The following is a 23,294-nucleotide window of genomic DNA, read 5'->3' as shown; positions in this document are numbered from 1 at the left end:
TCCGCCCCCAAGCGAGACGTACTTCAGATGTGGGGATGTGTTCGGTTCCTTTGCATCCATACTTGATCGATAGCTCCATTGGGTGCCATTGATGGCGGCCACGGTGCTCTTATCGGGTCTTCAGTTTTGAGCGATAGCGACAGGGGGGCGCCGCTGACCTGGTGGCGCCGCTTTGATCGGCACCCATGCCATGGAGCCAGTCCGATTGAAGCTGCATTGCCTGACGTCGCCACGCAGCCTGTCTATCAGCAAACTCGACGCCCCCAAGGGGGCCGCCCTAAGCCGGCCTCACGAAGCCTCAGTGTCAGGCTGATTGCGTTTTCTCGGCTTTCTCATCAGCACATAGGCCGCAGGAATCACAAACAAGGACAGCAGCGGCGCTGTCACCATACCGCCCAGCATAGGGGCCGCGATGCGGCTCATGACCTCCGAGCCTGTCCCGCTGCTCCACACGATGGGCACCAGGCCTGCAAGGATGACAGCCACGGTCATCGCCTTGGGCCGGACGCGTAGCACGGCACCTTCCCGAATGGCGTCCAGAAGCTCCTCCAGCGTAGGTTGCCCGCCGTCTGGACATCTCTCTGCCAGCGCCTGCTTGAGGTAGATGAGCATGACCACCCCAAACTCTGCTGCCACCCCTGCCAGGGCAATGAAGCCAACGCCCGTTGCGATGGACAAGTTGTAGTTCATCAGGTACAGGAACCAGATGCCCCCGGTCAACGCGAACGGCAGTGTCGCCATGATCAGTCCTGCCTCCCCCATGCGTGAGAAGGTCAAGTACAACAACACGAAGATGATCAGCAAGGTGGCGGGCACGACTACCTTAAGGCGGGCATTGGCCCGCTCCAGGTACTCGAACTGGCCTGAGTACGTGATGCTGACCCCGGGCTCCAGCTTGATCTGTCGGCTCACGGCATCGCGCAGCTCATTGGCCACGGAAGCCAGATCGCGACCCCGCACATCGACATACACCCAGCCCGATGGGCGGGCGTTCTCGCTCTTGAGCATGGGTGGCCCATCGGTGATGGCGATGCTGGCCACCGTACCCAGCGTGATCTGCTGCCCCATGGGGGTGGAGATGGGCAATTGGGCCAAGCGTTCGGGCGAGTCTCTCCACTCACGCGGATAGCGCAGGTTGATCGGGAAGCGGGCCAAGCCCTCGACCGTTTCCGAGATGTTTTCACCGCCAATGGCCCCGGAGACTACGGCCTGGATTTCGCTCACGTTCAGTCCGTAGCGCCCTGCGGCTGTGCGGTCGATGCGGACATCGACATAGCGCCCCCCGGTCAGGCGCTCGGCCAGTGACGAAGTCACTCCCGGAATGCCCTTGGCGACCTGCTCGACTTGGGCAGCGATCCCGTCGATCACCTTCAGGTCGTTGCCGGTCACCTTGACCCCGATGGGACTCTTGATGCCGGTGGCCAGCATGTCAATCCGGTTGCGGATGGGTGGAATCCAGATGTTGGACAGGCCAGGAATCTTGACGGCCTTGTCCAGCTCCTCGATCAGACCCTCGGGCGTCATTCCTGGACGCCATTGGTCTCTGGGCTTGAGCTTCACCGTGGTCTCGAACATTTCCAGAGGCGCTGGATCGGTGGCGGTCTCGGCCCGGCCCGCCTTGCCAAAGACGCGCTCAACCTCGGGAACCGTCTTGATCATGCGGTTGCTCAGTTGCAGCAGTTCGGTGGCCCGCTGTGCCGAAAGGCCCGGGAGCGCCGAAGGCATGTACAGCAGATCGCCTTCGTCCAGCCTGGGTAAGAACTCGCCGCCTAGCCGGGAGAGCGGCCAAATCGTGGTCGCCAGCGCCAGCACGGCGATAGCCAAGGTGGATTTGGGACGATGCAAGACCCACTCCAGGCAAGGTCGGTACACGACGATCAGCGCACGCGTGATGGGGTTTTTCTGCTCGTCAGGGATACGCCCCCGGATCCAGTAGCCCATGAGGACCGGGATCAGCGTGACCGAGAGTGCCGCAGCTGCGGCCATCGCGTAGGTCTTCGTGAACGCCAGCGGTCCAAACAAGCGGCCTTCCTGTGCTTCCAGCGTAAAAACGGGCACAAAGGACAACGTGATGATGAGCAGCGAGAAGAAAAGCGCAGGCCCAACTTCCTCGGCAGCTTCGGTGATCACTTTCCAGCGCTCTTCACCGACCAACTGCTGGTCGGGATGCTTGTGCTGCCAGGCCTCCAGCTTCTTGTGGGCGTTCTCGATCATCACCACGGCTGCGTCCACCATGGCGCCCACAGCAATGGCAATGCCGCCCAGGGACATGATGTTGGCGTTGATGCCCTGGTAGCGCATCACCAGAAACGCAGCCATGATCCCCAGAGGCAGAGAAATGATGGCGACCAGCGCAGAGCGCAAATGCCACAGGAACAGTACGCACACCACGGCCACCACGATGAACTCTTCCACGAGTTTGGTGGTGAGGTTCTGGATCGCCCGCTCAATGAGTGCGCTGCGGTCGTAGGTGGTCACGATCTCCACGCCCTGGGGCAGGCTGCTTTGCAGCTCGCTGAGTTTGGCCTTGACGGCCTGGATCGTTTCCTGGGCGTTCTTGCCAGATCGCAGCACGACCACGCCTCCAGCCACTTCCCCCTCGCCGTCGAGTTCAGCGATGCCGCGCCGCATTTCCGGCCCGATCTGGAGCGTTGCGACATCACCCAGGCGCACAGGCACCCCTGCGCGCGACACCAACGGGATGGCGCGGAAGTCGTCCAGCGTCTTGAGATAGCCGCTGGCGCGCACCATGTACTCGGCGCCGGACAGTTCCAGCACCGATCCACCCGTTTCCTGGTTGGCATTCATGATGGCCTCGCGCACCTGCCCCTGAGTGAGGCCTTGGGACGCAAGCTTGATGGGGTCGAGCACGACCTGGTACTGCTTGACCATGCCCCCGACCGATGCCACCTCGGCCACGTTGGGTAAGCTCTTGAGTTCGAACTTCAGGAACCAGTCCTGCAAGGCGCGAAGCTGGGCCAGGTCGTTTTTGCCGGTGCGATCTACCAGGGCGTACTGGAAGATCCAGCCCACCCCGGTGGCATCTGGGCCCAACGACGACTTTGCCGTGGCGGGTAGCCGCCCCTGCACCTGGTTCATGTATTCCAGCACGCGGGAACGCGCCCAGTACAGGTCCGTGCCGTCCTCGAACAGGATGTAGACGAAGGAGTCGCCAAAGAACGAGAAGCCACGCACCGTCTTGGCGCCCGGAACGGACAACATGGTGGTGGCCAGTGGGTAGGTCACCTGGTTCTCCACAATCTGCGGAGCTTGACCTGGATAGGAGGTCCGGATGATGACCTGGACATCCGACAAATCGGGAAGAGCGTCCACGGGGGTACTGCGCACGCCCCACACGCCCCAGGCCGTGAGCATCACGGTCGCCAGCAGAACCAGGAGTCGGTTCGCCACCGACCAGCGGATCAGGCGCGCGATCATGGCTTGATCCTTTCCACGGCAGTGATCACGAAGTCCTTGCCTTGCTGCTGGAAGGTGAACCTGACCTGCTGCTCGGGTTTCAATGTCGTGGCCAATTCAGGACTCGCCAGCTTGAAGGGCATGGTCATGCCAGGCCACTTCAGTTCAGGCACGGCATCATGGGTCAGAGTCAGCTCAGTCGGTGTGACCTCATCGACCACTCCCCGCACGGTAAAGCTTTTGGACGCCGGAGCAGCAGAGGTCGAAGGACCCTGTTCACTGATTGGTTGTGCGCTGCTGCCTTGAGACTGTGCAGGCAAGATTCCTCGCAGGCTGGCTTCCGAGTCGATCAGGAACTGTGCCGAGGCGACCACCTGTTGTCCTGCGGTCAGCCCGCCTTGAACGACGAGGCGGTCATCGATTTCCGCGCCGAGTTGCACCTGGACGGGGTGGTACTTCCCGGGGCCATCCACCACGTAGACCAACGCCCGCTTGCCGGTGCGGATCACCGCTTCGCTGGGCACCAGCAGCGCTGGCTGTGTGCGTCCCGCCAAGGCGATTTGTCCGGACATGCCCGCCTTCAGGCGCTGGGCGGGGTTGGGAAGCTCCAGCCGCACACGCACCGTGCGGGTGTCCCGATTGGCTTCTGGGAGGATGCTCACAATCCGGGCTTTGAGGGTTTCGCCTGGAAACGCGGCCAGGCGGACCTGGGCATCCTGCCCCAGTTGCAGGGGACCGCTTTGGGCCTCGGGAACGGCCGCTTCGATCCAGACGCTGGCCAGACCGTTCACGCGCACCAGGCTGGCCCCCGCAGAGACCGTCATGCCCTGGCGCACCATCAATTCGGCCACCATCCCCGCCTGTGGAAAGGTCACCGTGTAGCGGCCCTGAGGTTCGCCCGTGCGCTCCACCTGGGCCACGAGCGAGGCCGGCATACCCAGCAGTGACAACCGCTGGCGCGAAGCCGTCGTCAGCGACTCGTCCTTGAGCGCCCGGACCGCGAGAAACTCGCGCTGCGCAGCAACCCACTCTGGCAGCAACAGATCGGCCAATGGCGCTCCTGCAGCCACCACGTCGCCCGGGGCGCGGGCGTAGACCCGTTCCACAAACCCAGCTGAGCGCGCCTGAACGATGCTCACATCCCGGTCATTCAGCTGGACCGTGCCCAGCACATCCACATCGGACCCAATGTCGCGCTGCTCCACCGTGGCTGTGCGCAGGCCGAGGGCTTGCACTGCCTGCGCAGAGACGCTCAGGCCGGAGCTTTCCTGAGTGTCCTCATCCGCATATTTAGGAACCAAGGCCATGTCCATATAGGGGGACTTGCCTGGCTTGTCGAACTTCTGCGTCGGCGACATCGGGTCGTACCAGTACAGCACCTTGCGGTCGGTTTTTGCTGCTTCTGTCGATGCGGGACTGGCTCCTACTGCGTGGCTGCTTGCGGTGCGCCATTGGGAGACCCCCCAGCCGAGAGCGATGCCAGCAGCCACCAGTGCCACGGCCACAGCGGTCTTCTTGAAAACAGAATTTGTCATGTGGTTCTCCCTTCAGTCGGCGATCAGGCTGTTCAGGCGGGCAATTACGGTGTCCCGCTGTGCCTGCAAATCAATGAGCCGCCAGTGCGTCTCCCGCACTTGGGCCCTTGCCGCCAGCACGGCGCTCAAGTCGCCTTTGGCAGACTGGTAATTGGCCAGCGCGAGTTCGGCACGCCCCTGTGCCAAGCCCATGGCAGCCGATTGCAGCCGCTCGATCTGACTGTTCAGTGCCGCCAGTTCTGAGGCGCTGTCCTCCAGCTCCTGCAGATGCCTGCGGGTCACGTCTTCCTGCTCGGCTTCCAGGCGCTGCAGCTCCAGCTGCTTGGCCTTGATCTGGGGTGCCTGGCGTCGCTCCTGTTGCCAGGGAAGGTCAAAGGTCACCTGGAAGGACACCATGTCGCCCCAGCGGCGGTCGCGGCGGCTGTAGGCGACTTCCCAGGACCAATCACCCTTGGTTTCTGCCTGGGCTTCGCGTGTTTCCGCCAAGGCCATGGCCTGCATGGCGGGGTACTGCGCCAGTTCGGCATGGCGATGCACCTCTGCGCGCAACTGCTCCAGGGGCCGGCTCAGCGGCCCGGGAGTTCCCTGCAGTGATTCGTCGGCCCGGGCGCCAACCCAGCGCCGCAGCATCGCCCTGGCCTTGGACCGATCCCGCTGCAGATCGTCCCTGCGGTCCGACAGCGCAAGCGCTTCCTGCCTGGCCATCAGGAGGTCTCCCGCCTGGGCCATCCCCCCCGCGATGCGGGCAGGCAGGCTGTCCTGCAGGCGCTGGTTCTCACTCAGTAGACCGGCGAGCACCTGGTCGCGCTGTTCAATGGCCTGGGCCATGATCCACGCTTGGCTCAGCTCCTGCCGGATCTGCAGGCGCTGGACGCCCAGGGCGGCGCGCTCGCGTTCCACTTTGGCCTGGGCACTGGCGATCTGGGCATCGCGCTTGGCCCGGTTGGGCACCTCCTGCATCAGCGCAAGGCGCTGCATGGTCATGGACTCGCGTGTGAGGCTGAACCGGTCCATGCCGCTGACGGGAAAGTTCTCGATGCCGACTGACAGCTTGGGATCCGGCAACGTCCCTGCGGCCTTCTGGGTGCTGCTGGCTGCGTCAATCTGCAGTCGCTGCGCCGCGATGCGGGGACTTTGCTGTTCCGCCAAGTCCAATGCCTCGGCAAAGCCCAGGGCGTGCGCCGGGTTCCCAGCCAAGCCGGTGCCGGCCAGCAGGAACCCGAGAGCGCCCAGGCGCAGATGGTGGAGGTTGCGCACCTGGATGCGCTGCGAGATGGGACGAATGCGCTGGTGCGCAGACAGGCGCTCGCAGGGAACGCCGAAGGAGATGTTGGGCATGATGGTCCTCGAAATGAAGGGGCACGAAGTCAGACTTGCGCAAACGCTGCAAGGCAGCGCGCAAGACGTGCACGATCAATTCCGAAAGACCTGATGGGTTAAGTAGATGGGGGGAGCGCCCGCTCGACTGTCCAGCTCCGCGTAGACAGCCCGAGGGTCAATATGGCGCTCGGAGTCCAGGATCACAGGCAGCACATAGGCGACCCAGATAGCGTGCGCCGCGATCGCCTGCAGATCGAGACCTTGGAGCGAGGGGGAGGACAAGCTGTCGCCGTCACAATGGGCTCGGCACAGCTGAGGATCCTGCTCATCCATGGTGCCCGCCATCGCGTGGCAATCGGGCATGGAGGGCATGCCGACGGCATCTCCCATGGCCATGCCCGCTTTTTGCATCGATGCCGCATGGGCTGCGGAGTCCAGCTTGGGACAGGCATAGGCGGCCAACGCGAACTGCATCAGAAGCAACGCCGCGACCAGGAAGCTGGTTATCCAGCGTCCTTGGCGCGATACGGTGCTTCTGGCGAAGATCATGGTGCGAATGGTATCCCCAGCGGCGGCCACAGACTTAACCTAGATCAAATCCGAGCCTGCCGAGCCAACTCAGCCCTTGCGAAGCCGCAGGGCGTTGGCGATCACGGACGCCGAACTCAGGCTCATCGCCAAGGCCGCGATCATCGGCGACAGCAGCCAGCCGGTGAAGGGATACAGCAACCCAGCTAGAAACCTCCACATAGTGTCTGCCCGGGGCAAACTCTTCCTGGGCGCGCGAGGTGGAACGCATGCCAAGGGTCAAGGGAAGTGCAAAGCTGCAGAAAACAAGCGTTTTGATCATGATGAAGAATGAAGAAAAAAATGGCTTGGCTTAGCTTTCAGAGAGCAATCGGTCGATAAGCAGATTGAGCTCAGCGAAGTCCGGCTTGCCCACAAAGCGTTTCACTACCACCCCTCGTTTGTTGAGGAGGAACGTTGTAGGCGTGACATTGACATCGCCCCACGCCTTGGCCACCACGCCGGTGTTGTCGATGGCTACAGCGAATGGCAACCTGCGTGTTTGGGCGAAGTTGACCACGTAGGCCGGGGGGTCATAGCTCATGGCCACCGCGATGGTCTCGTAGCCGCGGCCACGGAACTTTTCGTGGCTGGCCGACAGCATCGGCATCTCCGCCACACATGTGGTGCAACTGGTCGCCCAGAAGTTGATCAGCGCCACCTTTCCTTTGAGGTCGGAAGTGGTCAGCGACGAGCCATCCAGCAGCGTGAAAGTGCTTTCTGGGGCGGTCGAGGAATTCATGCAACCTGTGAGTGCCAATGAGATAGCGGCGAGGGCAAGGACGTGTCGCAGAGGTTTCATCTATGCACCTGTTTTGGTGGACGGGATCGAAGGCATACCAGATTGGAACTCCCAAGACGCTCTGGTTCACCGTGGCTCTTTCGCTGCGATAGGACTGTCCCCGCTCATAAGCGACGCAAGCACCAGTGTGATCGCTCCCCCAACAATGACCATGTCGGCTATGTTGAAGGCAGGCCAGTGCCATCCGCGCAGGTGAAAGTCGAGGTAGTCAATGACCTGACCGCGCACGGCCCGGTCAAATGCGTTGCCCAATGCACCGCCCAGGATGAGGCTATATGAAAGGCCTTCCAGTTTCCGCAATGGGCTGTACAGCTGCAGCACCAGCCAGGCTGAGACCGCGAGGGCAATCGCAAGGAAGAACCATCGCTGCCAGCCACCAGCGCCGGCGAGGAAGCTGAACGCCGCACCAGGATTGAGCACATGGACCAAGTTAAAAAATGACGTGACCTCATGCGACCATCCCAAGGGGGTAGTCGCATCGATGTAACTCTTGGCTGACTGATCGGCTAGAAACACAATGACCGCGAGTGCGTACCATTGCGTTCGTTCGGATGGCTGATTCATATGATTTCGCTCGGATTTGCAGACTTCGCGCTCGGCGTCGACAGGAAGAGAAAAGGAAATTGATGGTTTCTTTGCTGGCGCGGGTAGAGCCAAAAGGAGGTTAAGTCCGAACCGTCCAGGCCGCCCGCATTTGCGCAGCACGACCTGAAAGCGACATTCACCACCTCGGCCCTGCCATCGGCACACCTCGCGCGATGCGTTGAACCCATGCGCCCGCAGCCGCAACGCATGTCCCACCCAGTGCTAGGCCGGTAATCACGTCCATCGGAAAATGCGCGCCCAAGACGATGCGCGACCAGCCTACTGCGGCTGCGAACACCAGCAAGCCAACCCTGCCCGCCCGGCCCAGTGCTGGCCAAAGCGCTGCCGCCAGGACCCCTACATAGACCGAGTGGCCGCTGGGCATGGTGTAGCGGCTGTCAGGCGCAGCGTGGACCCGGTAGACAGCATCTCCCAGGACCACGAACGGACGCGGCAGCGCGAACATCGCCTTTAAAACAGCTGTGCCGGCGAAAGCAAACACCAACCCAATCACGAATCTGCACAACTGTACGTCGAGCGGAGTTGACCGTTCACGGACCTGCCTTCGCCGCCAAACCAGCATCAGAACCACGACGGCGGGCGCTCCCCAGTAGCTGCCAAACGCGCTTAGGGTTTCGGGCAGCCAGATCCAGCCGTCAGGCAGCGCGCGCTGGATGACCAGGAAGAGGTCCACGTTGGCGCCGCCCCAGTCATAGAGCCAGTGTCTCGTCCACTGCGTCGCGGTGTGCGGCGCTTGCATGTCGGTCAGGCCGTCTTGAGCTTGAGCAGGCGCAAGCCATTGAAGACGACGAGCATGCTGGCCCCCATGTCTGCGAACACTGCCATCCACATGGTGGCATGCCCAGTGAACGTAAGTGCGAGGAAAACCGCCTTGATCCCCAACGCCAACACGATGTTCTGCGTCAGGATCGAGGCGGTCATGCGCGACAAGCGGATGAACGTCGGAATCTTGCGCAGGTCGTCGTCCATCAGCGCGACGTCGGCCGTCTCGATAGCGGTGTCGGTGCCAGCCGCGCCCATAGCGAAACCAATATCGGAACGCGCAAGGGCCGGCGAGTCGTTGATACCATCGCCCACCATGCCGACCTGGCCCTCACCGCCGATGAGACTCTCGATGGTTTTGAGTTTTTCTTCGGGCAGCTGGTCGCCACGGGCTTCGGAGATCCCAACCTGGGCCGCGATGGCGTCGGCCGTGTGCTGGTTGTCCCCTGTGAGCATCAGCGTGCGCACGCCCAGCGCCTGCAGGTCGGCCACGGCTTCACGGCTGGTTTCTTTCACCGTGTCGGCGACGGCAAAGATGCCGAGCACTGTGGTTTCGTTCATCAGCAGGATGGCCGTCTTGCCTTGGCGCTCAAGGGCTTCCAGCTGCGATTGCAACGCGACTTCGCTGAGGCCGAGCTCTTTCGCGAGCCGGTGATTGCCCATCTGCAGCATCCGACCGGCAATGCGGCCCCGCACGCCGCGCCCGGGCAATGCCGCAAAGTCGTCGACTTCGTGCAGCAAGACGCCGTCCCGGTTCGCCCTGCGGGCAATGGCTTCGGATACCGGATGGTCCGAGCGGGCAGCGAGGCTCGCAGCCCATGCGGCCACTTCCTTCCCATCGCCGACCAGGGGCAGGAAGTCGGTCTGCTCGGGCTTGCCGTGGGTGAGCGTGCCGGTCTTGTCCAGGGCCAGAGACTTGAGCTTGCGCCCTCCCTCCAGGTACACGCCGCCCTTGATCAGGATGCCGCGCCTGGCGGCTGCGGCCAGGCCGCTGACGATAGTGACGGGCGTGGAGATGACCAAGGCGCAGGGGCACGCGATCACCAGCAACACCAGCGCCTTGTAGATCCAGTCGAACCAGGCGCCACCGAACGCAAGCGGCGGAACGACCGCGACCAGCACAGCCACCACGAATACAGCCGGGGTATAGACCCGCGCGAACTGATCGACGAAGCGCTGCGTGGGCGCGCGGCTTCCCTGCGCGGACTCCACCGCATGGATGATGCGCGCGAGCGTCGAGTCGCTTGCGCCAGCGGTCACCTTGTACTCAAAGGAGCCGGTCTCGTTGATGGTGCCCGCGAAAACCTGGTCGCCTTCCGCCTTCTCAACGGGAAGGCTCTCGCCAGTGATGGGGGCCTGGTTGATAGCCGAACTGCCTGCGGTGATAAGGCCGTCCAGTGCAATGCGCTCGCCCGGACGCACCCGGACCACCGAGCCCTTGGCGATTTCCTTGGCCGGCAATTCCTTCCACGAGCCGTCGGTCTGCCGCATAGTCGCGGTCTCTGGTGCCAGGTCCATTAGCCCGCGTATCGCATTGCGGGCGCGGTCCAGCGACTTCGCCTCGATCACCTCGGCCAGCGCAAAGAGGAACATGACCATGGCCGCTTCGGGCCAGTGGCCGATTGCCATACCACCTGTGACCGCGATGGACATCAGCGCGTTCATGTTCAAGTTGCGGTTTTTAAGGGCTATCCAACCCTTCTTGTAGGTGCTTAGGCCACCGGTGAAAATCGAGACAAGGGCCAGCACGATGACAGCCCAGTGGTTGCCGTCGTTGACCCAGTACACGCCTTCGGCGAGCACGGCTGCGATGCCGGAAACCGCCATTGGCCACCAGTTGGTCTTTTGCGCGGGCGCCTGCGGATCGCGCGGCTCATCGGTTTTCTGCATCTCGGTTTCCATGCCCAGCGACTCGATGGCTTCGACCGCCGGCTTGAGCGCGTCGGGCGCGTGCCGGACGGTGAGCGTGCGCTGCATCAGGTTGAAGTCCAGTCCCTGCACGCCGGGCATGCCTTGAAGCTTGCCGCGGATCAGGCTTTCCTCGGTCGGGCAATCCATTTTTGCAATGCGCAGCAGTGTGGTGACCGTTTGCAGGTCCTGCCGCTCGGCCCGCATGCCGATGGAAACGAGCGCCTTCTCGATCGGTGTCGTCGAAGGGAGGGTGTGCTGGACGCCCAGCACCCGTTGCATCAGGTTGAAGTCCAAGGCAGTGACGCCTGGCTCCTTGCCCAGGCGGTTGCGGATCAGCGCTTCCTCCGTTGGGCAATCCATGTTCTCGATCCGGTACGTCACGCGCTCTCCGGCCGGCATCGCGGAGACCGGGGCGGGCGACTGGGGCTGCGGGGGTTGGGCCGCCGGGGATTCGACCAGTGCCGCAGTTGCCACCGGGCTCCCGGGGGTTGCGGTCTGCTCCTTGGCACGCATGCCGATCGAGGCCAGCACCTGCTCCATCTGCGCGCGCGCCTCGGCAAGGTGCTTCACTGACAGGGTGCGCTCGGCCAGATCAAAGTCCAGGTCCTGGACTCCCTCGACCGCGCCGAGGTACGAGCGAATGAGTTTCTCCTCGCTCGGGCAGTCCATGTTCTCGATGCGGTAGGTGGTCAGCACCGGGGCATCCCGGACGGCCAGCGCCTTCATACCCACCGCGTTCAGCGCCTGCGCCAGGGCATCGGCCGTTACCACGCTGTGCGAAACGGTGAGCTTGCGCTGCGAAAGATCGAAGTCCAGCCGCTCGACGCCGGGCATGCCCTCCAGCGTCCGCCGCACCAGTGCTTCTTCGTTGCGGCAATCCATGTTGCTCACATGGAAAACCGTGTTCTCGCTGCCGGCCTGCTCCTTGGCACAGCTGGCCTCTTGGCCGTTGTTGCCGCCGGTGCAGCCGCACGAGTTGGACGGGTCTTTGTTCATAGATTGCTCACTCTTCGTTGGCAGGGGCTTTCCCCGCATGCCATCATTGGACAACCTCTAGTTGATATAGAGTCAAGCTTTTGCGGAGAAGAATCATGCTGCGGATCGGCGAACTGGCCAAAAGGGCGGACTGCCTGGTGCAGACTGTGCGCTTTTACGAGTCCGAGGGATTGCTTCTCGATCCCGCGCGCAGCGAGGGAAATTTCAGGCTGTACGACGATGCCCACCTGCAGCGCCTGCTGTTCATCCGGCGCTGCCGGGCCAAGGACATGACCCTGGTTGAGATTCGGCAACTGCTGAGCTTCCGGGATCGGCCTGAGCTGGACTGCGGCGAGGTGAACTCCCTGGTCGATTCCCATATCGCTCAAGTGCGGGTCAAGATCAAGGAATTGCGCGAGCTGGAGCGCGAGTTGATCGATTTGCGGCGCTTGTGCGACTCCGCCCGCACCGCGCGCGAATGCGGTATTCTGAACAGCTTGAGTGAGCCCGCCTGAAGCTCAAGCGGCGCGCTGGGGAGCGGGGACGACAGGCAGCGCCCGCTTGTGGGCCGTGCGGCGGTACGTCTGCACGATCACCTCGGCGCTTGGCACGTCCACCTCCTTACCTTCCAGGAAGTCGTCGATCGCGTCGTAGCTGACACCCAGCGCGGCCTCATCGGGGCGCAATGGTCGCATGGTTTCCAGATCGGCCGTGGGGACCTTGTGCGCCAGCTGCTCGTCGCCCCCCAGCGCCAAAGCGAGGGCGCGAACGCGCCGCTTGGTGAGGCCGCCCAGCGGACTCAGATCGAACGCGCCGTCGCCGAACTTGGTGAAGAAACCCATCACCGCCTTGGCGGCATGGTCCGTCCCGACCACCAGCCCGCCCGTTGTGCCTGCGGTTGCGTACTGCGCGATCATGCGCTGGCGCGCCTTGATGTTGCCGAGCACGAAGTCTTCCTGCCAGTGGTCGTTGAACTTGAGTCCGCCTGCTTGCAACTGCGCGAGCATCGCGTCGGCGGCCGGCTTTATGTCTACTTCCAGTGTCTCGTCCGGATCGATGAAGGATAACGCCCGCCGCGCGTCAGCCTGGTCGGCCTGCACCCCATACGGCAGCCGCATCGCGATGAAGCGGATGGGCATCCCCGAGGAGCGCAGCTGCTCTGCCGCGAGTTGGCAGAGGCGTCCGGCGACGCTCGAATCCACTCCGCCGCTGATCCTAAGCACAAGCGATCCCGCCGTCGCGGCTCGCGCGTACTCTACGAGGAACTTCGTGCGCCTAGCTACCTCCGTTGATGCATCGAAGTGCGGGTCGACACCCAGCTCGGCGGCAATGCGGCTCTGTTCTGTCGTCATGAAGAGGAGATGTTATCGGCGCTGAAAAGTAACGGGGTCCAGCTCCGACGGCCACGTGCCGTGCTCCATCACGCCAAAGCGCCCGGTGCCGACGTTCTGCGGCGGGGTGCGGCCAAGCGCATGGCCCACGGGAGCCAGCGCGAGACGGACGACTTGGGCCAAGATCTCCGAATAGTCGCGAGTCCTCCAGGCCAGACCGAGCATCGATGCGTGACTACGCAGGTGCAGGCCCAAGTAGCACTGAGACACGATATGGCCGAGCTCTTGCGCACGCCATGCTCCGCGCAAATCGCCGGTGACCTCGCGAGAAGCAGCTAGTCCCGTCTCGCGCAGGAACGCGGCACGGGCGAGCCCGTAGTCGCCGGCTAAAGCGTCCGTCGACGCTGGCGGGCTGCGGAAGGGGTAGCCCAGCTGCGGGCCGTAGTCCATCGGAAAGTTAGTCTCCTTCAGACCCACTTCAGTGGCGCCCAGATTGTGCTTGGGCAGTCGAAAGGTACCGAACAGGTGGTCCCAGAGCATCCAGAACTCGCCGTAGTTGACCTGGGCGTCCTCGTACTCGCGCTTGTGATGCCAACGGTGGACTTCAGCGGCGCCGATCACAAAGCGCAGCGGCCCGACCCGGTAGTCCATGTTGGAGTGCTGGAAGGCCAAGTGCACGGCCAGCAGGCCGAGCCATGCTCCGACGGCCAATGCTGGCGCTCCCATCAGCACCACGGCAAGCAAGCCGGGCGCGGCCATCATTCCGGCATGCAAAGGGTGCCGGCGCTCTCCGTTGAGCCAGTAAAGACGTTCCGAGCTGTGGTGGATCGCGTGGAACCGCCAGAGCCAGGCCACGCGATGACTTAGCCAATGGACGCTGTAGAGGCTGAGATCGAGGACCGCGCCAACTGCGAGGGCCTGCGCCCAAAGCGGCCACTGATCTGGCCACAATGTCCCGGCCGACCACAGGGGCGCCAGGGCAGCAATAACGCCGTGGACGGTGAGGAGTACGACGAGGTTGACCACTGCGTGGATCGCGTCGCAGATGCTGTCCCGGTGGTCGCGGGCCCAGGCCTCATGAAAGGGCAGTCGCCGCTCCAACAGGGCGACAGAAGCGAGTGCGGCGGCCACCGTGAGCGGCACCGTGGGGAAATAAGGCCAGCCGGCCGCGAGCCCACCGAAGAGCACCACGGCGGTTGCGCCAAGGACCAGCGGGTAGCTGCCATACCGGATGACAGCTCCCAGGAAGGGGGATTTTTTTGTACTCATCTTATTCCTCGCGAAATCTGGTTGGGATTGGAAACCCTCTAGTTACGGTAGAGTCAAGCGAGCCTGATTAGAGCCCCCCGACAGGTCGAGGCTGCTGGCAATCCGCCCACGGAATGCACCTATAGTCGCGTCCGATGGCGTGCATCGCGCGCGCCGCAAATGCATTGCCGTTCCATGTTCACGCCATCTACTTCCGTCGCCGCCCGCCTTCTCATGCTGCTGTTTCTGTTGTGGGGCGGCGCGGCATCGGCGCAGCTCGGCGGCAAGAGCGTGGTCGTGACCGAGCGGACGCGCGCGGAACTTCTGGCCCATGCGCCCGAGGGCTTGGAGCCGGGTAAGCCGGTCTGGGTGGGCCTGCAGCTCGCGCATCAGCCGAAGTGGCACTCGTATTGGAAAAATTCCGGTGACTCCGGGCTCCCCACCAAGCTCGAATGGAAGCTGCCCGCCGGAGTGCTGGCGGGAGAGATCGCATGGCCGACGCCCGGCAAGTATTCGATCGGCACGCTAATCAACTTCGGCTATGAGAACACGGTGCTGCTACCGGTACCTCTGACCATCACGCCGGAATTCAAGCCTTCGGCCCTCGGCGGGACGCTGGAGGTCAAACTCAAGGCGCAATGGCTGGTGTGCCGCGAGTTATGCATTCCCGAGGAGGGCGAATTCTCGCTTGCGGTTTCCGCCAAGAGCGCTACGGCTTTGCACGGCGGCGTCTTCCAGGCAAGCTTCGCGGCACAGCCGAAGCCGCTCATGGGTCAGGCAACTGCCACGATCGATGGGAATGCCTTGCGGCTTCGAGTCAGCGGGCTGCCTGCGAGCCTTCGCGGCAAGCCGGTGGAGTTTTTTCCGGAAACAACGGAGGTCATCGAGACTTCCGCGCATTGGAGCCAAGCATGGGACGGCCAGGTCTGGACCGCGCAGGTCCCGCTCTCGCCCCAGCGAAGTCAGAGTCCCGATGTGATGCCGATTGTGCTGACACAGGGCAATGAAGGATGGAGCATTGACGCACGCGTGCAAGGCTCATGGCCTGCGACTGCCGCGCCGGTCGCTGTGTCACCGGCCCTACAAGAAGCGCTTCGCAAGAATGTGACTGCGGCGGCGGCGGAATCGGGCGCCGGGTTGACGTTCACGGCTGCCTTGCTGGGCGCTTTGCTCGGCGGGCTGATCCTGAACCTGATGCCTTGCGTCTTCCCGGTGCTGGCGATCAAGGTGGTCGGCTTCGCCCAGCATGCCAGCGACCAGCGGGCACGGCGCCTCGACGGGGCGGCGTACTCCGCCGGGGTGGTCGCGTCGTTCGCGGCGCTGGGACTGCTCGTCGTCGCGCTGCGCGGCGCCGGGCAGCAGCTCGGTTGGGGGTTCCAGTTGCAGATGCCTGGAGTGGTCGCCGCGCTGGCCGTGTTGTTCACGCTGATCGGCCTGAACCTGACGGGCGTGTTCGAGGTCCGCCAGCTCATCCCCACCCGCTTGGCTTCCCTACAGAGCAGCCATCCGGTGTTGAACTCCTTTCTGTCCGGCGTTCTTGGGGTGGTGGTGGCGTCGCCCTGCACGGCACCTTTCATGGGGGCCGCGCTGGGGTTCGCGGTAGGGCTCCCCGCCGTCCGAGCCCTCTTGATCTTCGCGGCGCTGGGCGCCGGCATGGCGCTGCCGTACCTGGTCGCGAGCTGGGTCCCGGCCTTTGCGCGGCTGCTACCGCGTCCAGATGAGTGGATGGTGACCTTTCGCAAACTGATGGCCTACCCGATGTTCGCAGCGGTGGTGTGGCTGTTGTGGGTGTTAGGGCAGCAAAGCGGCATCGATGCGGTCAGCGCCTTGCTGGTGGTCTTGGTTGCCACCAGCATGCTGGCATGGAGCCTGGGCTTGACGGGCCGCACGCGCGTGATCGTCAGTCTGATTGCAGTCGCGTGTGCGGCTGGATCCGCCTGGCTGCTCGCAGGCCAGATTGGCACAGTGCAGTCGCAGAAGACTGTGGCGGTGAACGATGGTACTTGGCAGGCTTGGGCGCCGGGCCTGGTGGAGCAATTGCTTGCGAGCGGCCGTCCAGTGTTTGTCGACTTCACCGCGGCATGGTGCGTCACATGCCAGTACAACAAAAAGACGGTGTTGCAGAACCCGGTGGTGCTGGCGGACTTCGCAGCCAGGGACGTTGCCCTGTTGCGTGCCGACTGGACGCTGCGCGACCCGGCGATTACCGCCGCACTGGGGAAACTCGGGCGCAGTGGCGTACCTTTGTACGTGCTCTACACCAGCAACGCTCCTGCGCGAGTTCTTTCCGAAATATTGAGCGCGTCCGAACTGCGCGCGGCGCTCTCAGCTTCGACCTTGGCGCCTTCGCCGAAAGGCCCGCAGGCGTCGCAGTAGCTATGTGATGCAGGTGCTTGACCCTCCAGCCACTGTAGGCTTCAAGATGTGTGGACTCTAAGGGACAAGCATGGCTGAACACGACGAAGACGACGAACTCGGTGGGTTGGACGCGAGCAACGCAGCTGACCGCAAAATCTTGCGGACCGTGTTGCTGATCAACCTGGGACAGTCCGCCGCTGGCATCGGCCTTGGCATATGGGCTGCCTCCACTGCGCTGATGGGCGCCGGACTGGACAACCTCGCCGACGCATCGGTCTACGCCGTCAGCTTGTACGCCGTCGGGCGGGCGGCCATGGTCAAGGTACGCGCAGCGCGTTTGTCCGGCTACTTGCTTATTGGCCTAGCCGTGCTGCTATTGGTGGAGGTTCTGCGCCGCTTCTCGGGGGGCGAGGAGCCGGTGGGTCCAGCGATGATGGCGATAGCTGCGGCGAACGCGGCTTTGAACCTGGTGTGTTTGAGGTTGCTGCGCCGTCATCGCGGTGAAGACGTTAACTTCAAGGCGTCGGCGATCTTCACGAACAACGACTCCATCGTCAACGGCTCCATTGTGCTGTCCGGGGCGCTGGTCATGTGGCTGGGATCGAATATCCCGGACCTGTTGCTGGGCGTTGTCGTAGCTGCAATTGCAGCAAATGGGGGGCGCGAAATACTGCGGGAAGCATCAGAAGCCCTTCCGGAATGACTTCGGCTTTTATGGGCACTACGCCGCCGGATATGCGAGCTCCTTGGAGGCCACATACTAACGCGCGTCCGCCCTTCAGAAATCTACAAATCTGAGGTGCTGTGGGCTAGCGATCGGCTGGTCAGCCGTAAGGGCGCGGTGAACCCATGTTGACTACCGACGGCGGGTATGGTTTTGATCAGATGGTGTCGGCGGGCTGCCAGCAATGCGGCAGCAACTCTTCAATCCGGCTGGCCTTGTGGGTGGGCAGCCGGTTGAGGACGTCCTTGTTTGGTTTAAGTCAGGTCACCACAGCAGTGTCCTGTTTGGCAAGTTGTCGATAGGAGTTGGCCTCAACGGGCGGGAGGTACCCGATGGGTTCGAGCAGGCGATGGTGGTTGAACCATGACACCCATTCCAGAGTTGCAAGCTTCACAGCCTCCTTGGTCCGCCACGGCGCTCGGCGTTGAATCAGCTCGGCCTTGTAGAGTCCGTCGACGGTCTCGGGCAAGTCGTTGTCGTAGCTGTCTGTCGCCCTTGCTGCCCACAGATGGCTCGATGCCGGCTTCGGCCAGCCGCTCTGTGTAGAGAATGCTGAGGTACTGAGATCCCCTATCGGAGTGACAGACCAGGCTCCCGTCGCACTCCGGTTGCCGGGCGTACACAGCTGTTCCAGCGCATCGAGCACGAAGTCCGTGCGCATTGAACTGCTCACTCGCCAAGGGGGAACCCTGCCAGCCTCACGAGGCCTCGGTGTTCAGCCGGCCGCGTTTTCTCGGCTTTCTCATCAGCACATAGGCCGCAGGAATCACGAACAAGGACAACAGCGGCGCCGTCACCATACCGCCCAGCATGGGGCCGCGATGCGGCTCATGACCTCCAAGCGTCCCGCTGCACCATGACACTTTCTGGTTGAGTTGCGCAGCACCTTGCTCTGGTACGCCTTGATCGCCGTTGCCATGAGCGGTGTTCTGGGCTGGCTGGCGGCACACCAAGGCCTGGCGCCGCTGCGAGCAATGAAGGCCAAGGCGGTTGCCGTGTCCGGGCATCAGTTCAGCGAGCGCATGCCGGTTCAGGCGGTGCCGGTCGAGATGGCCGATCTGGCGGGCGAGCTCCACGGCATGCTGGACCGCTTGCAAGACGACTGTCACCGGCTGTCGGAGTTCTCGTCAGACCTGGCCACGAACTGCGCAAGCCGATCAGCAACCTGCTGACGCAAACCCAGCTGGCGCTGTCTGCCAAACGTGATGCGCCGACCTACCGCAACATCCTGGCATCGAACGCCGAAGAGCTGTAGCGCATGGCCCGCATGGTGTCGGACATGTTGTTCCTGGCCAACGCCGAACGCGGCATGGTGCTTCCGGGGCGCGAGCGATTTGCCATGGCACTAGAGGTCCAAGCTCTGATGGAGTTCTTTGACGCGGGGGCAGAAGAGAAGGGAGTTCGCCTGACCTTGTCGGGTGACGGCGAACTCGATGGTGACAGACTGATGTTCCGTCGTGCCATGGGCAATCTGCTGTCCAACGCTGTTCGGCACAGTGACCCGGGCAGTCCGGTGGAAAAGACGGTCCACCGAGGCGAATACGTCCTGTCGATCCACGTCATGAACACCGCCGACGTTCGGCGCTGGGGGCCAGCACCCCCGGTTGGCATATCTTCAACCCATTTTTTAAGCGCAAGATGGCCCCCTGTCGCTGCAGGCGAGCAAGTGCCCGGTAAAGCGCTTCGTGAGTAAGACCGATGTCTTCGGAAAGATGCTTCAGCGTTCCTTGTTGAGTCCAAAAACCGGACGCGTCACAGTGAAGTCCTATGAATTGCAGAATCCGCTCCTCGGCTGAGCGCGTCTGCTTTATCTCCAGCCTGGTCCGAAGTCCTTGAACGCGCCGTGCCAACTCGGCCGTGAATGTCCACAACAGCTCGGGCGACTTGCGCAGTTGGTCGACCAATGCCTGCTTGCGAAAAACCAGTACCTCCGAGGATTCCAGTGCTACCGCGTCGCAGTGGTATATGGCTGAGAAAAGTGAAGCTTCGGCAAAGAACTCGCCTTGCCGCACTGTGTGCATCGTGGCTTGACCGCCAGTGAGGGTGGTGCGAATTAGGCGCACACAGCCGGACCGCAGGCGAAAGACGCCCGCACTTGCAGCGCCCTCGCGAAAAAGCATCTGCCCCGAAGCAAGACAACGCAGCGAGGGCGTGACACCAAACGCTCTGTCCGAAGGCGCGATGCAGTCCTCTGCATCTTCAGGTGATGAAGTTTCCATATGACTGCAATCATATTCATCTGGCAAAAATCGAACGAAGATTTTTGGGCACCAACTCCCTTCAGATCCCATATGAAAACGCTACTCGCCTATTTCCTTCTGGCTGGCACTGCCTCCGTTGTCGCAGCCCAGTCCCACAAGCATCCTGATCCAAACCAACCTGCTCAGCTCGCTCCGCACACCGCACCCTCGCAATACGCTGGCTATAAACAGCGCGAAATCAAAGCACTTTCTCCGTAGCAAATCGAAGACTTTCAAGTTGGACGAGGCATGTCGCTCGCACTTGCAGCCGAACTCAATGGCTTCCCCGGCCCCGCCCACGTTGTGGAGCTGGGCGAAAAGTTGCGTCTAACGAAAGACCAAGAGCGAGAAGCGACGGCGCTTACAGAGCAGATGAAGGCCGACGCTCAACGATTCGGCAAGGACGCAATTGAGACCGAAAGGGAATTGGATCGCCTCTTCAGGTCAGGGCCGCCCAGCGAAGCCAGCGTGACTCAGGCAGTTGAACGCGCTGCGCTCGCGCAAGCTTCGCTTCGCGCTTCGCATCTGAACTACCACCTGCGGACGGTCGCAATCCTCACGCCAATGCAAGTAGCGCGCTATCAAGAACTGCGCGGCTATGTAGCGCCTGCCAGCGCTATTCCAAAACACAGGGCAAATTGATGCTGCTGCCCAGCAGGCCTGGTGTTTCCGTCATCGACCGGTACGCAACCGCAAGGCGTTCGCGATCACTGACGCCGAACTCAGGCTCATTGCCAAGGCTGCGATCATCGGCGACAGCAGCCAGCCGGTGAAGGGATACAGCAACCCAGCGGCAATCGGTATGCCCAGCGCGTTGTAGAGGAAGGCAAACATCAGGTTCTGTTTCATGTTGCCTACCGTCGCTTCAGACAGCTCACGGGCTATGGAGATACCTCGCAGGTCCCCCTTTACCAAGGTGACTTGGGCGCTGTTCATCGCCACATCGGTACCCGTGCCCATCGCGATCCCCACATCTGCCTTGGCAAGGGCGGGCGCGTCGTTGATCCCGTCCCCAGCCATGGCAACGACACGGCCTTCGGCCTGCAGGCGTGACACCAGAGCCAGCTTGTCTGCAGGCTTGACTTCGCCATGGACCTCATCGATCCCCAGCTTTGCGCCTACCGCCTTGGCGGTGGTCATGCCGTCGCCCGTGGCCATGACGATGCGCAGTCCCGCCCCATGCAAAGTTGCCAAGGCTTCCGGCGTGCTGGCCTTGATGGCATCCGAGACCGCAAGCAGGCCTTGAAGCTGGCCATCGGCCGCCAGGTACATCACGCTGGCGCCTGTGGCGCGCAAGGCCTCTGCCTGCGCAAGCAGCGGGTTCGCAGAAACCCCGACCTGCTCCATGAGGACCGTGTTTCCCAAGGCGAGTTGGCGCCCAGCGACCCGTCCGCGCACCCCGATGCCAGACCCGGACTCAAAGTCCTCGGGCTTGTCCAGGGCCAGCCCCTTGGCGCGGGCCGCTTGGACAATGGCATCGGCCAGCGGATGCTCGCTGCCTTGATCCAGACTGGCTGCCAGGCGCAGAACCTCATCCTCGGACAGACCGGGCATGGCAACAACCCGCTCGAAGGAAGGCTTGCCCTCTGTGAGCGTGCCAGTCTTGTCCACGATCAGCGTATCCACCTTGCGCAGGTTCTCGATGGCTGCCGCGTCCCTGAACAGCACGCCGCTGGTCGCCCCCCGGCCTGTGGCCACCATGATCGACATAGGAGTCGCGAGGCCCAACGCACAAGGACACGCGATGATCAGCACGGCCACGGCGTTGACCAGGCCATAGACCCAACGTGGCTCCGGGCCGAACAGGCCCCACGCGAACAGCGTGAGCAACGCGATGCCCACCACGGCCATGACAAAGTACCCCGCCACCTGGTCCGCCATGCGCTGCATGGGGGCCCGTGAGCGCTGCGCCTGGGCCACCATTTGAACGATCTGCGACAGCATGGTCGCCGAGCCCACCCGCTCGGACCGGATCACCAGAGCGCCGTTGGTATTGAGCGTGGCTCCGATGACGGCGTCCCCAGGTCCTTTGACGATGGGCACAGGCTCGCCAGTGAGCATGGCTTCGTCCACCGCGCTGCTCCCCTCGACCACCACGCCATCCACCGGCACCTTCTCACCGGGGCGCACGCGCAAGAGGTCTCCCACATGGACATGGGACAAGGGAACATCACTCTCCTGACCGTTAGCGTCGATACGCCGCGCTGTCTTGGGGGCCAGGCCCAGCAGCGATTTGATGGCGGCAGAAGTCTGCGAGCGTGCTTTCAGCTCCAGCATCTGGCCCAGCAGCGTGAGCGAGATGATGACAGCTGCGGCTTCGAAGTACACCGCCACGCGGCCCATGGCCTGGAACGAGGCTGGAAATACCCCAGGCGCCACGGTGGCAACCACGCTGTAGACAAATGCGGCGCCCGTGCCCAAGCCGATCAAGGTCCACATGTTGGGACTGCGGTTCGCGATGGACTGGGCACCACGCACAAAGAAGGGCCAGCCAGCCCACAGCACGATGGGTACCGTCAGCACCAGCTCAATCCAGCTCTGGGTGCCCATCTCGAACCACTGCAGCCGGTGTCCCACCATGGCCAGGATGGTGACTACCACGGTAAGTGGCAGCGTCCACCAGAAGCGATGCCGGAAATCCACAAGTTCGGCGTTTTCTCCCTCATCCAGCGTGGGGAGCATGGGCTCCAGCGTCATGCCGCATTTGGGGCAGTTCCCGGGGTGGTCCTGCTGCACCTCAGGGTGCATGGGGCAGGTGTAGATGGTGCCGGGCTGAGTGGCTTCTGGCTCTCGCGCAACCTTGTCGGTACCGGGAGGCGTGACAGCGTACTTGTCCGGGTCCTCAACAAACTTCGTTTGGCACTTGGCGCTACAGAAGTAGTAGTGCCGCCCCTCATGCTCCGCCGAGTGATGCGATTGTTCCGTCACGTCCATACCGCAGACTGGATCTTTCAGTTTCGTCATGGGCGGCGGTGTATCCCCGTGGACCCCCTCATGATGCTGATGGCCATGGTGGGTGTGATCGTGCGGTTCCGCGTTGGACATGAATGGCCTCCCTGCAAATGTGTTGTGTGCCTGCAAGATTACTTTTTGCTCGAATCGCCTTCGTGAGAGCCGTGCCCCCCGTGCCCATGGAAGAGGTGCATCAACGGGCAAGCCAGCAAGAGCAGATACGGCCAGTAGCCCGCGATGTGCGACCAATGCTCCCTGAGCAAGAAGAATGCCCCGATGAGCGCAAGCATGATCACCGCGCCGATCAATTTGCGGCTGCCTCCGCTGGCGTTGGCAGCTTCTGAATGCCCTGTGGTGTGGTCGTGGTTCATGGCGATCTCCAAGAAGTGGTCATCGAGATGGTGATGGACCTTGGGGGAACGATAAGGGTTTACATGGTGGCAATGTCAAGCATGATCATCATCAATCCTTGACTTGCGTCACATGAATGGCGGTATGTCCAGGCGTTCAACTTTGATCGCAGCAATGCTCCCTTGCCGCCTTCCC

At 62.7% G+C, this 23,294-nt stretch carries 18 protein-coding genes and 3 pseudogenes; 6 read left to right on the top strand and 15 right to left on the bottom strand.

Features of this window, described 5'->3' with window-relative positions:
* Positions 1-288: 288 nt before the first annotated feature.
* From C380_RS05750 to C380_RS05715, 9 genes and pseudogenes are all read right to left on the bottom strand, one after another.
* Positions 289-3,438, bottom strand: coding sequence for an efflux RND transporter permease subunit (locus tag C380_RS05750; RefSeq protein ID WP_015012949.1), 3,150 nt, complete (start codon positions 3,436-3,438; stop codon positions 289-291).
* Positions 3,435-4,952 (bottom strand): efflux RND transporter periplasmic adaptor subunit, encoded by a 1,518-nt coding sequence (locus tag C380_RS05745; protein WP_015012948.1) that lies wholly within the window; start codon positions 4,950-4,952, stop codon positions 3,435-3,437. Before C380_RS05745 ends, C380_RS05750 begins: the two co-directional genes overlap by 4 nt.
* A 12-nt stretch (positions 4,953-4,964) precedes the next feature.
* Positions 4,965-6,290, bottom strand: a complete 1,326-nt coding sequence (locus tag C380_RS05740) for a TolC family protein (protein ID WP_015012947.1) — start codon at positions 6,288-6,290, stop codon at positions 4,965-4,967.
* Positions 6,291-6,365: 75 nt separating this feature from the next.
* A complete protein-coding gene (locus tag C380_RS05735) occupies positions 6,366-6,821 on the bottom strand; it encodes a hypothetical protein (protein WP_015012946.1) in 456 nt (151 codons plus the stop codon).
* Positions 6,822-6,890: 69 nt separating this feature from the next.
* Positions 6,891-7,007 (bottom strand): annotated as a pseudogene (locus tag C380_RS25795) (copper-transporting ATPase); the annotation flags it as partial.
* Between the two features lie 145 nt (positions 7,008-7,152).
* Positions 7,153-7,581 carry a TlpA disulfide reductase family protein gene (locus tag C380_RS05730; RefSeq protein ID WP_015012944.1) on the bottom strand — a complete coding sequence of 143 codons (429 nt, stop codon included), beginning with the start codon at positions 7,579-7,581 and terminating at the stop codon, positions 7,153-7,155.
* A gap of 126 nt (positions 7,582-7,707) precedes the next feature.
* Entirely contained in the window at positions 7,708-8,205 is a 498-nt protein-coding gene (gene lspA, locus C380_RS05725; RefSeq protein ID WP_015012943.1) for a signal peptidase II, read from the bottom strand.
* A gap of 157 nt (positions 8,206-8,362) precedes the next feature.
* Positions 8,363-8,986 carry a phosphatase PAP2 family protein gene (locus tag C380_RS05720; RefSeq protein ID WP_015012942.1) on the bottom strand — a complete coding sequence of 208 codons (624 nt, stop codon included), beginning with the start codon at positions 8,984-8,986 and terminating at the stop codon, positions 8,363-8,365.
* Positions 8,987-8,991: 5 nt separating this feature from the next.
* Positions 8,992-11,916 carry a heavy metal translocating P-type ATPase gene (locus tag C380_RS05715; RefSeq protein WP_015012941.1) on the bottom strand — a complete coding sequence of 975 codons (2,925 nt, stop codon included), beginning with the start codon at positions 11,914-11,916 and terminating at the stop codon, positions 8,992-8,994.
* A gap of 95 nt (positions 11,917-12,011) precedes the next feature.
* Between C380_RS05715 and cadR the strand changes: the two genes are divergently transcribed.
* Entirely contained in the window at positions 12,012-12,410 is a 399-nt protein-coding gene (cadR, locus tag C380_RS05710; RefSeq protein WP_015012940.1) for a Cd(II)/Pb(II)-responsive transcriptional regulator, read from the top strand.
* Between the two features lie 3 nt (positions 12,411-12,413).
* Here the strand turns inward: cadR and nadE are convergent, their stop codons facing one another.
* Both nadE and C380_RS05700 read right to left on the bottom strand, forming a co-directional pair.
* Positions 12,414-13,247: an ammonia-dependent NAD(+) synthetase gene (gene nadE, locus C380_RS05705; RefSeq protein WP_015012939.1), complete on the bottom strand. Its 834-nt coding sequence runs from the start codon at positions 13,245-13,247 to the stop codon at positions 12,414-12,416.
* Positions 13,248-13,259: 12 nt separating this feature from the next.
* A complete protein-coding gene (locus C380_RS05700) occupies positions 13,260-14,495 on the bottom strand; it encodes a sterol desaturase family protein (RefSeq protein ID WP_015012938.1) in 1,236 nt (411 codons plus the stop codon).
* A gap of 174 nt (positions 14,496-14,669) precedes the next feature.
* On the opposite strand from C380_RS05700, the gene C380_RS05695 reads away from it, so the two are divergent.
* Both C380_RS05695 and C380_RS05690 read left to right on the top strand, forming a co-directional pair.
* Entirely contained in the window at positions 14,670-16,850 is a 2,181-nt protein-coding gene (locus C380_RS05695) for a protein-disulfide reductase DsbD (protein WP_015012937.1), read from the top strand.
* Positions 16,851-16,920: 70 nt separating this feature from the next.
* On the top strand, positions 16,921-17,535 hold the full coding sequence (locus tag C380_RS05690; protein WP_015012936.1) for a cation transporter: 615 nt from the start codon (positions 16,921-16,923) through the stop codon (positions 17,533-17,535).
* Between the two features lie 280 nt (positions 17,536-17,815).
* Here C380_RS05690 and C380_RS05685 read toward each other — a convergent pair.
* Positions 17,816-18,253, bottom strand: a pseudogene (locus C380_RS05685) (DDE-type integrase/transposase/recombinase); the annotation flags it as partial.
* A 166-nt stretch (positions 18,254-18,419) separates the two neighbouring features.
* On the opposite strand from C380_RS05685, the pseudogene C380_RS24275 reads away from it, so the two are divergent.
* Positions 18,420-19,052, top strand: a pseudogene (locus C380_RS24275) (histidine kinase dimerization/phospho-acceptor domain-containing protein); the annotation flags it as partial.
* 63 nt (positions 19,053-19,115) lie between these two features.
* Here the strand turns inward: C380_RS24275 and C380_RS25790 are convergent.
* Positions 19,116-19,775, bottom strand: a complete 660-nt coding sequence (locus C380_RS25790; protein ID WP_015012933.1) for a Crp/Fnr family transcriptional regulator — start codon at positions 19,773-19,775, stop codon at positions 19,116-19,118.
* Between C380_RS25790 and C380_RS24865 the strand changes: the two genes are divergently transcribed.
* Both C380_RS24865 and C380_RS05675 read left to right on the top strand, forming a co-directional pair.
* Positions 19,776-20,015, top strand: a complete 240-nt coding sequence (locus C380_RS24865; protein ID WP_148279919.1) for a hypothetical protein — start codon at positions 19,776-19,778, stop codon at positions 20,013-20,015.
* A gap of 30 nt (positions 20,016-20,045) precedes the next feature.
* Positions 20,046-20,438 carry a Spy/CpxP family protein refolding chaperone gene (locus tag C380_RS05675; protein WP_015012932.1) on the top strand — a complete coding sequence of 131 codons (393 nt, stop codon included), beginning with the start codon at positions 20,046-20,048 and terminating at the stop codon, positions 20,436-20,438.
* 30 nt (positions 20,439-20,468) lie between these two features.
* On the opposite strand, the gene C380_RS05670 is transcribed toward C380_RS05675, so the two are convergent.
* Positions 20,469-22,760, bottom strand: a complete 2,292-nt coding sequence (locus C380_RS05670) for a heavy metal translocating P-type ATPase (protein WP_051022490.1) — start codon at positions 22,758-22,760, stop codon at positions 20,469-20,471.
* 119 nt (positions 22,761-22,879) lie between these two features.
* A complete protein-coding gene (locus C380_RS05665) occupies positions 22,880-23,119 on the bottom strand; it encodes a DUF2933 domain-containing protein (protein WP_015012930.1) in 240 nt (79 codons plus the stop codon).
* Between the last annotated feature and the right edge of the window lie 175 nt (positions 23,120-23,294).

This window comes from Acidovorax sp. KKS102, assembly GCF_000302535.1.
Taxonomy (GTDB): Bacteria; Pseudomonadota; Gammaproteobacteria; order Burkholderiales; family Burkholderiaceae_C; genus Acidovorax.
Note: the sequence above shows the minus strand (reverse complement) of the source record. Positions and strands in the feature narration are given on the sequence as shown.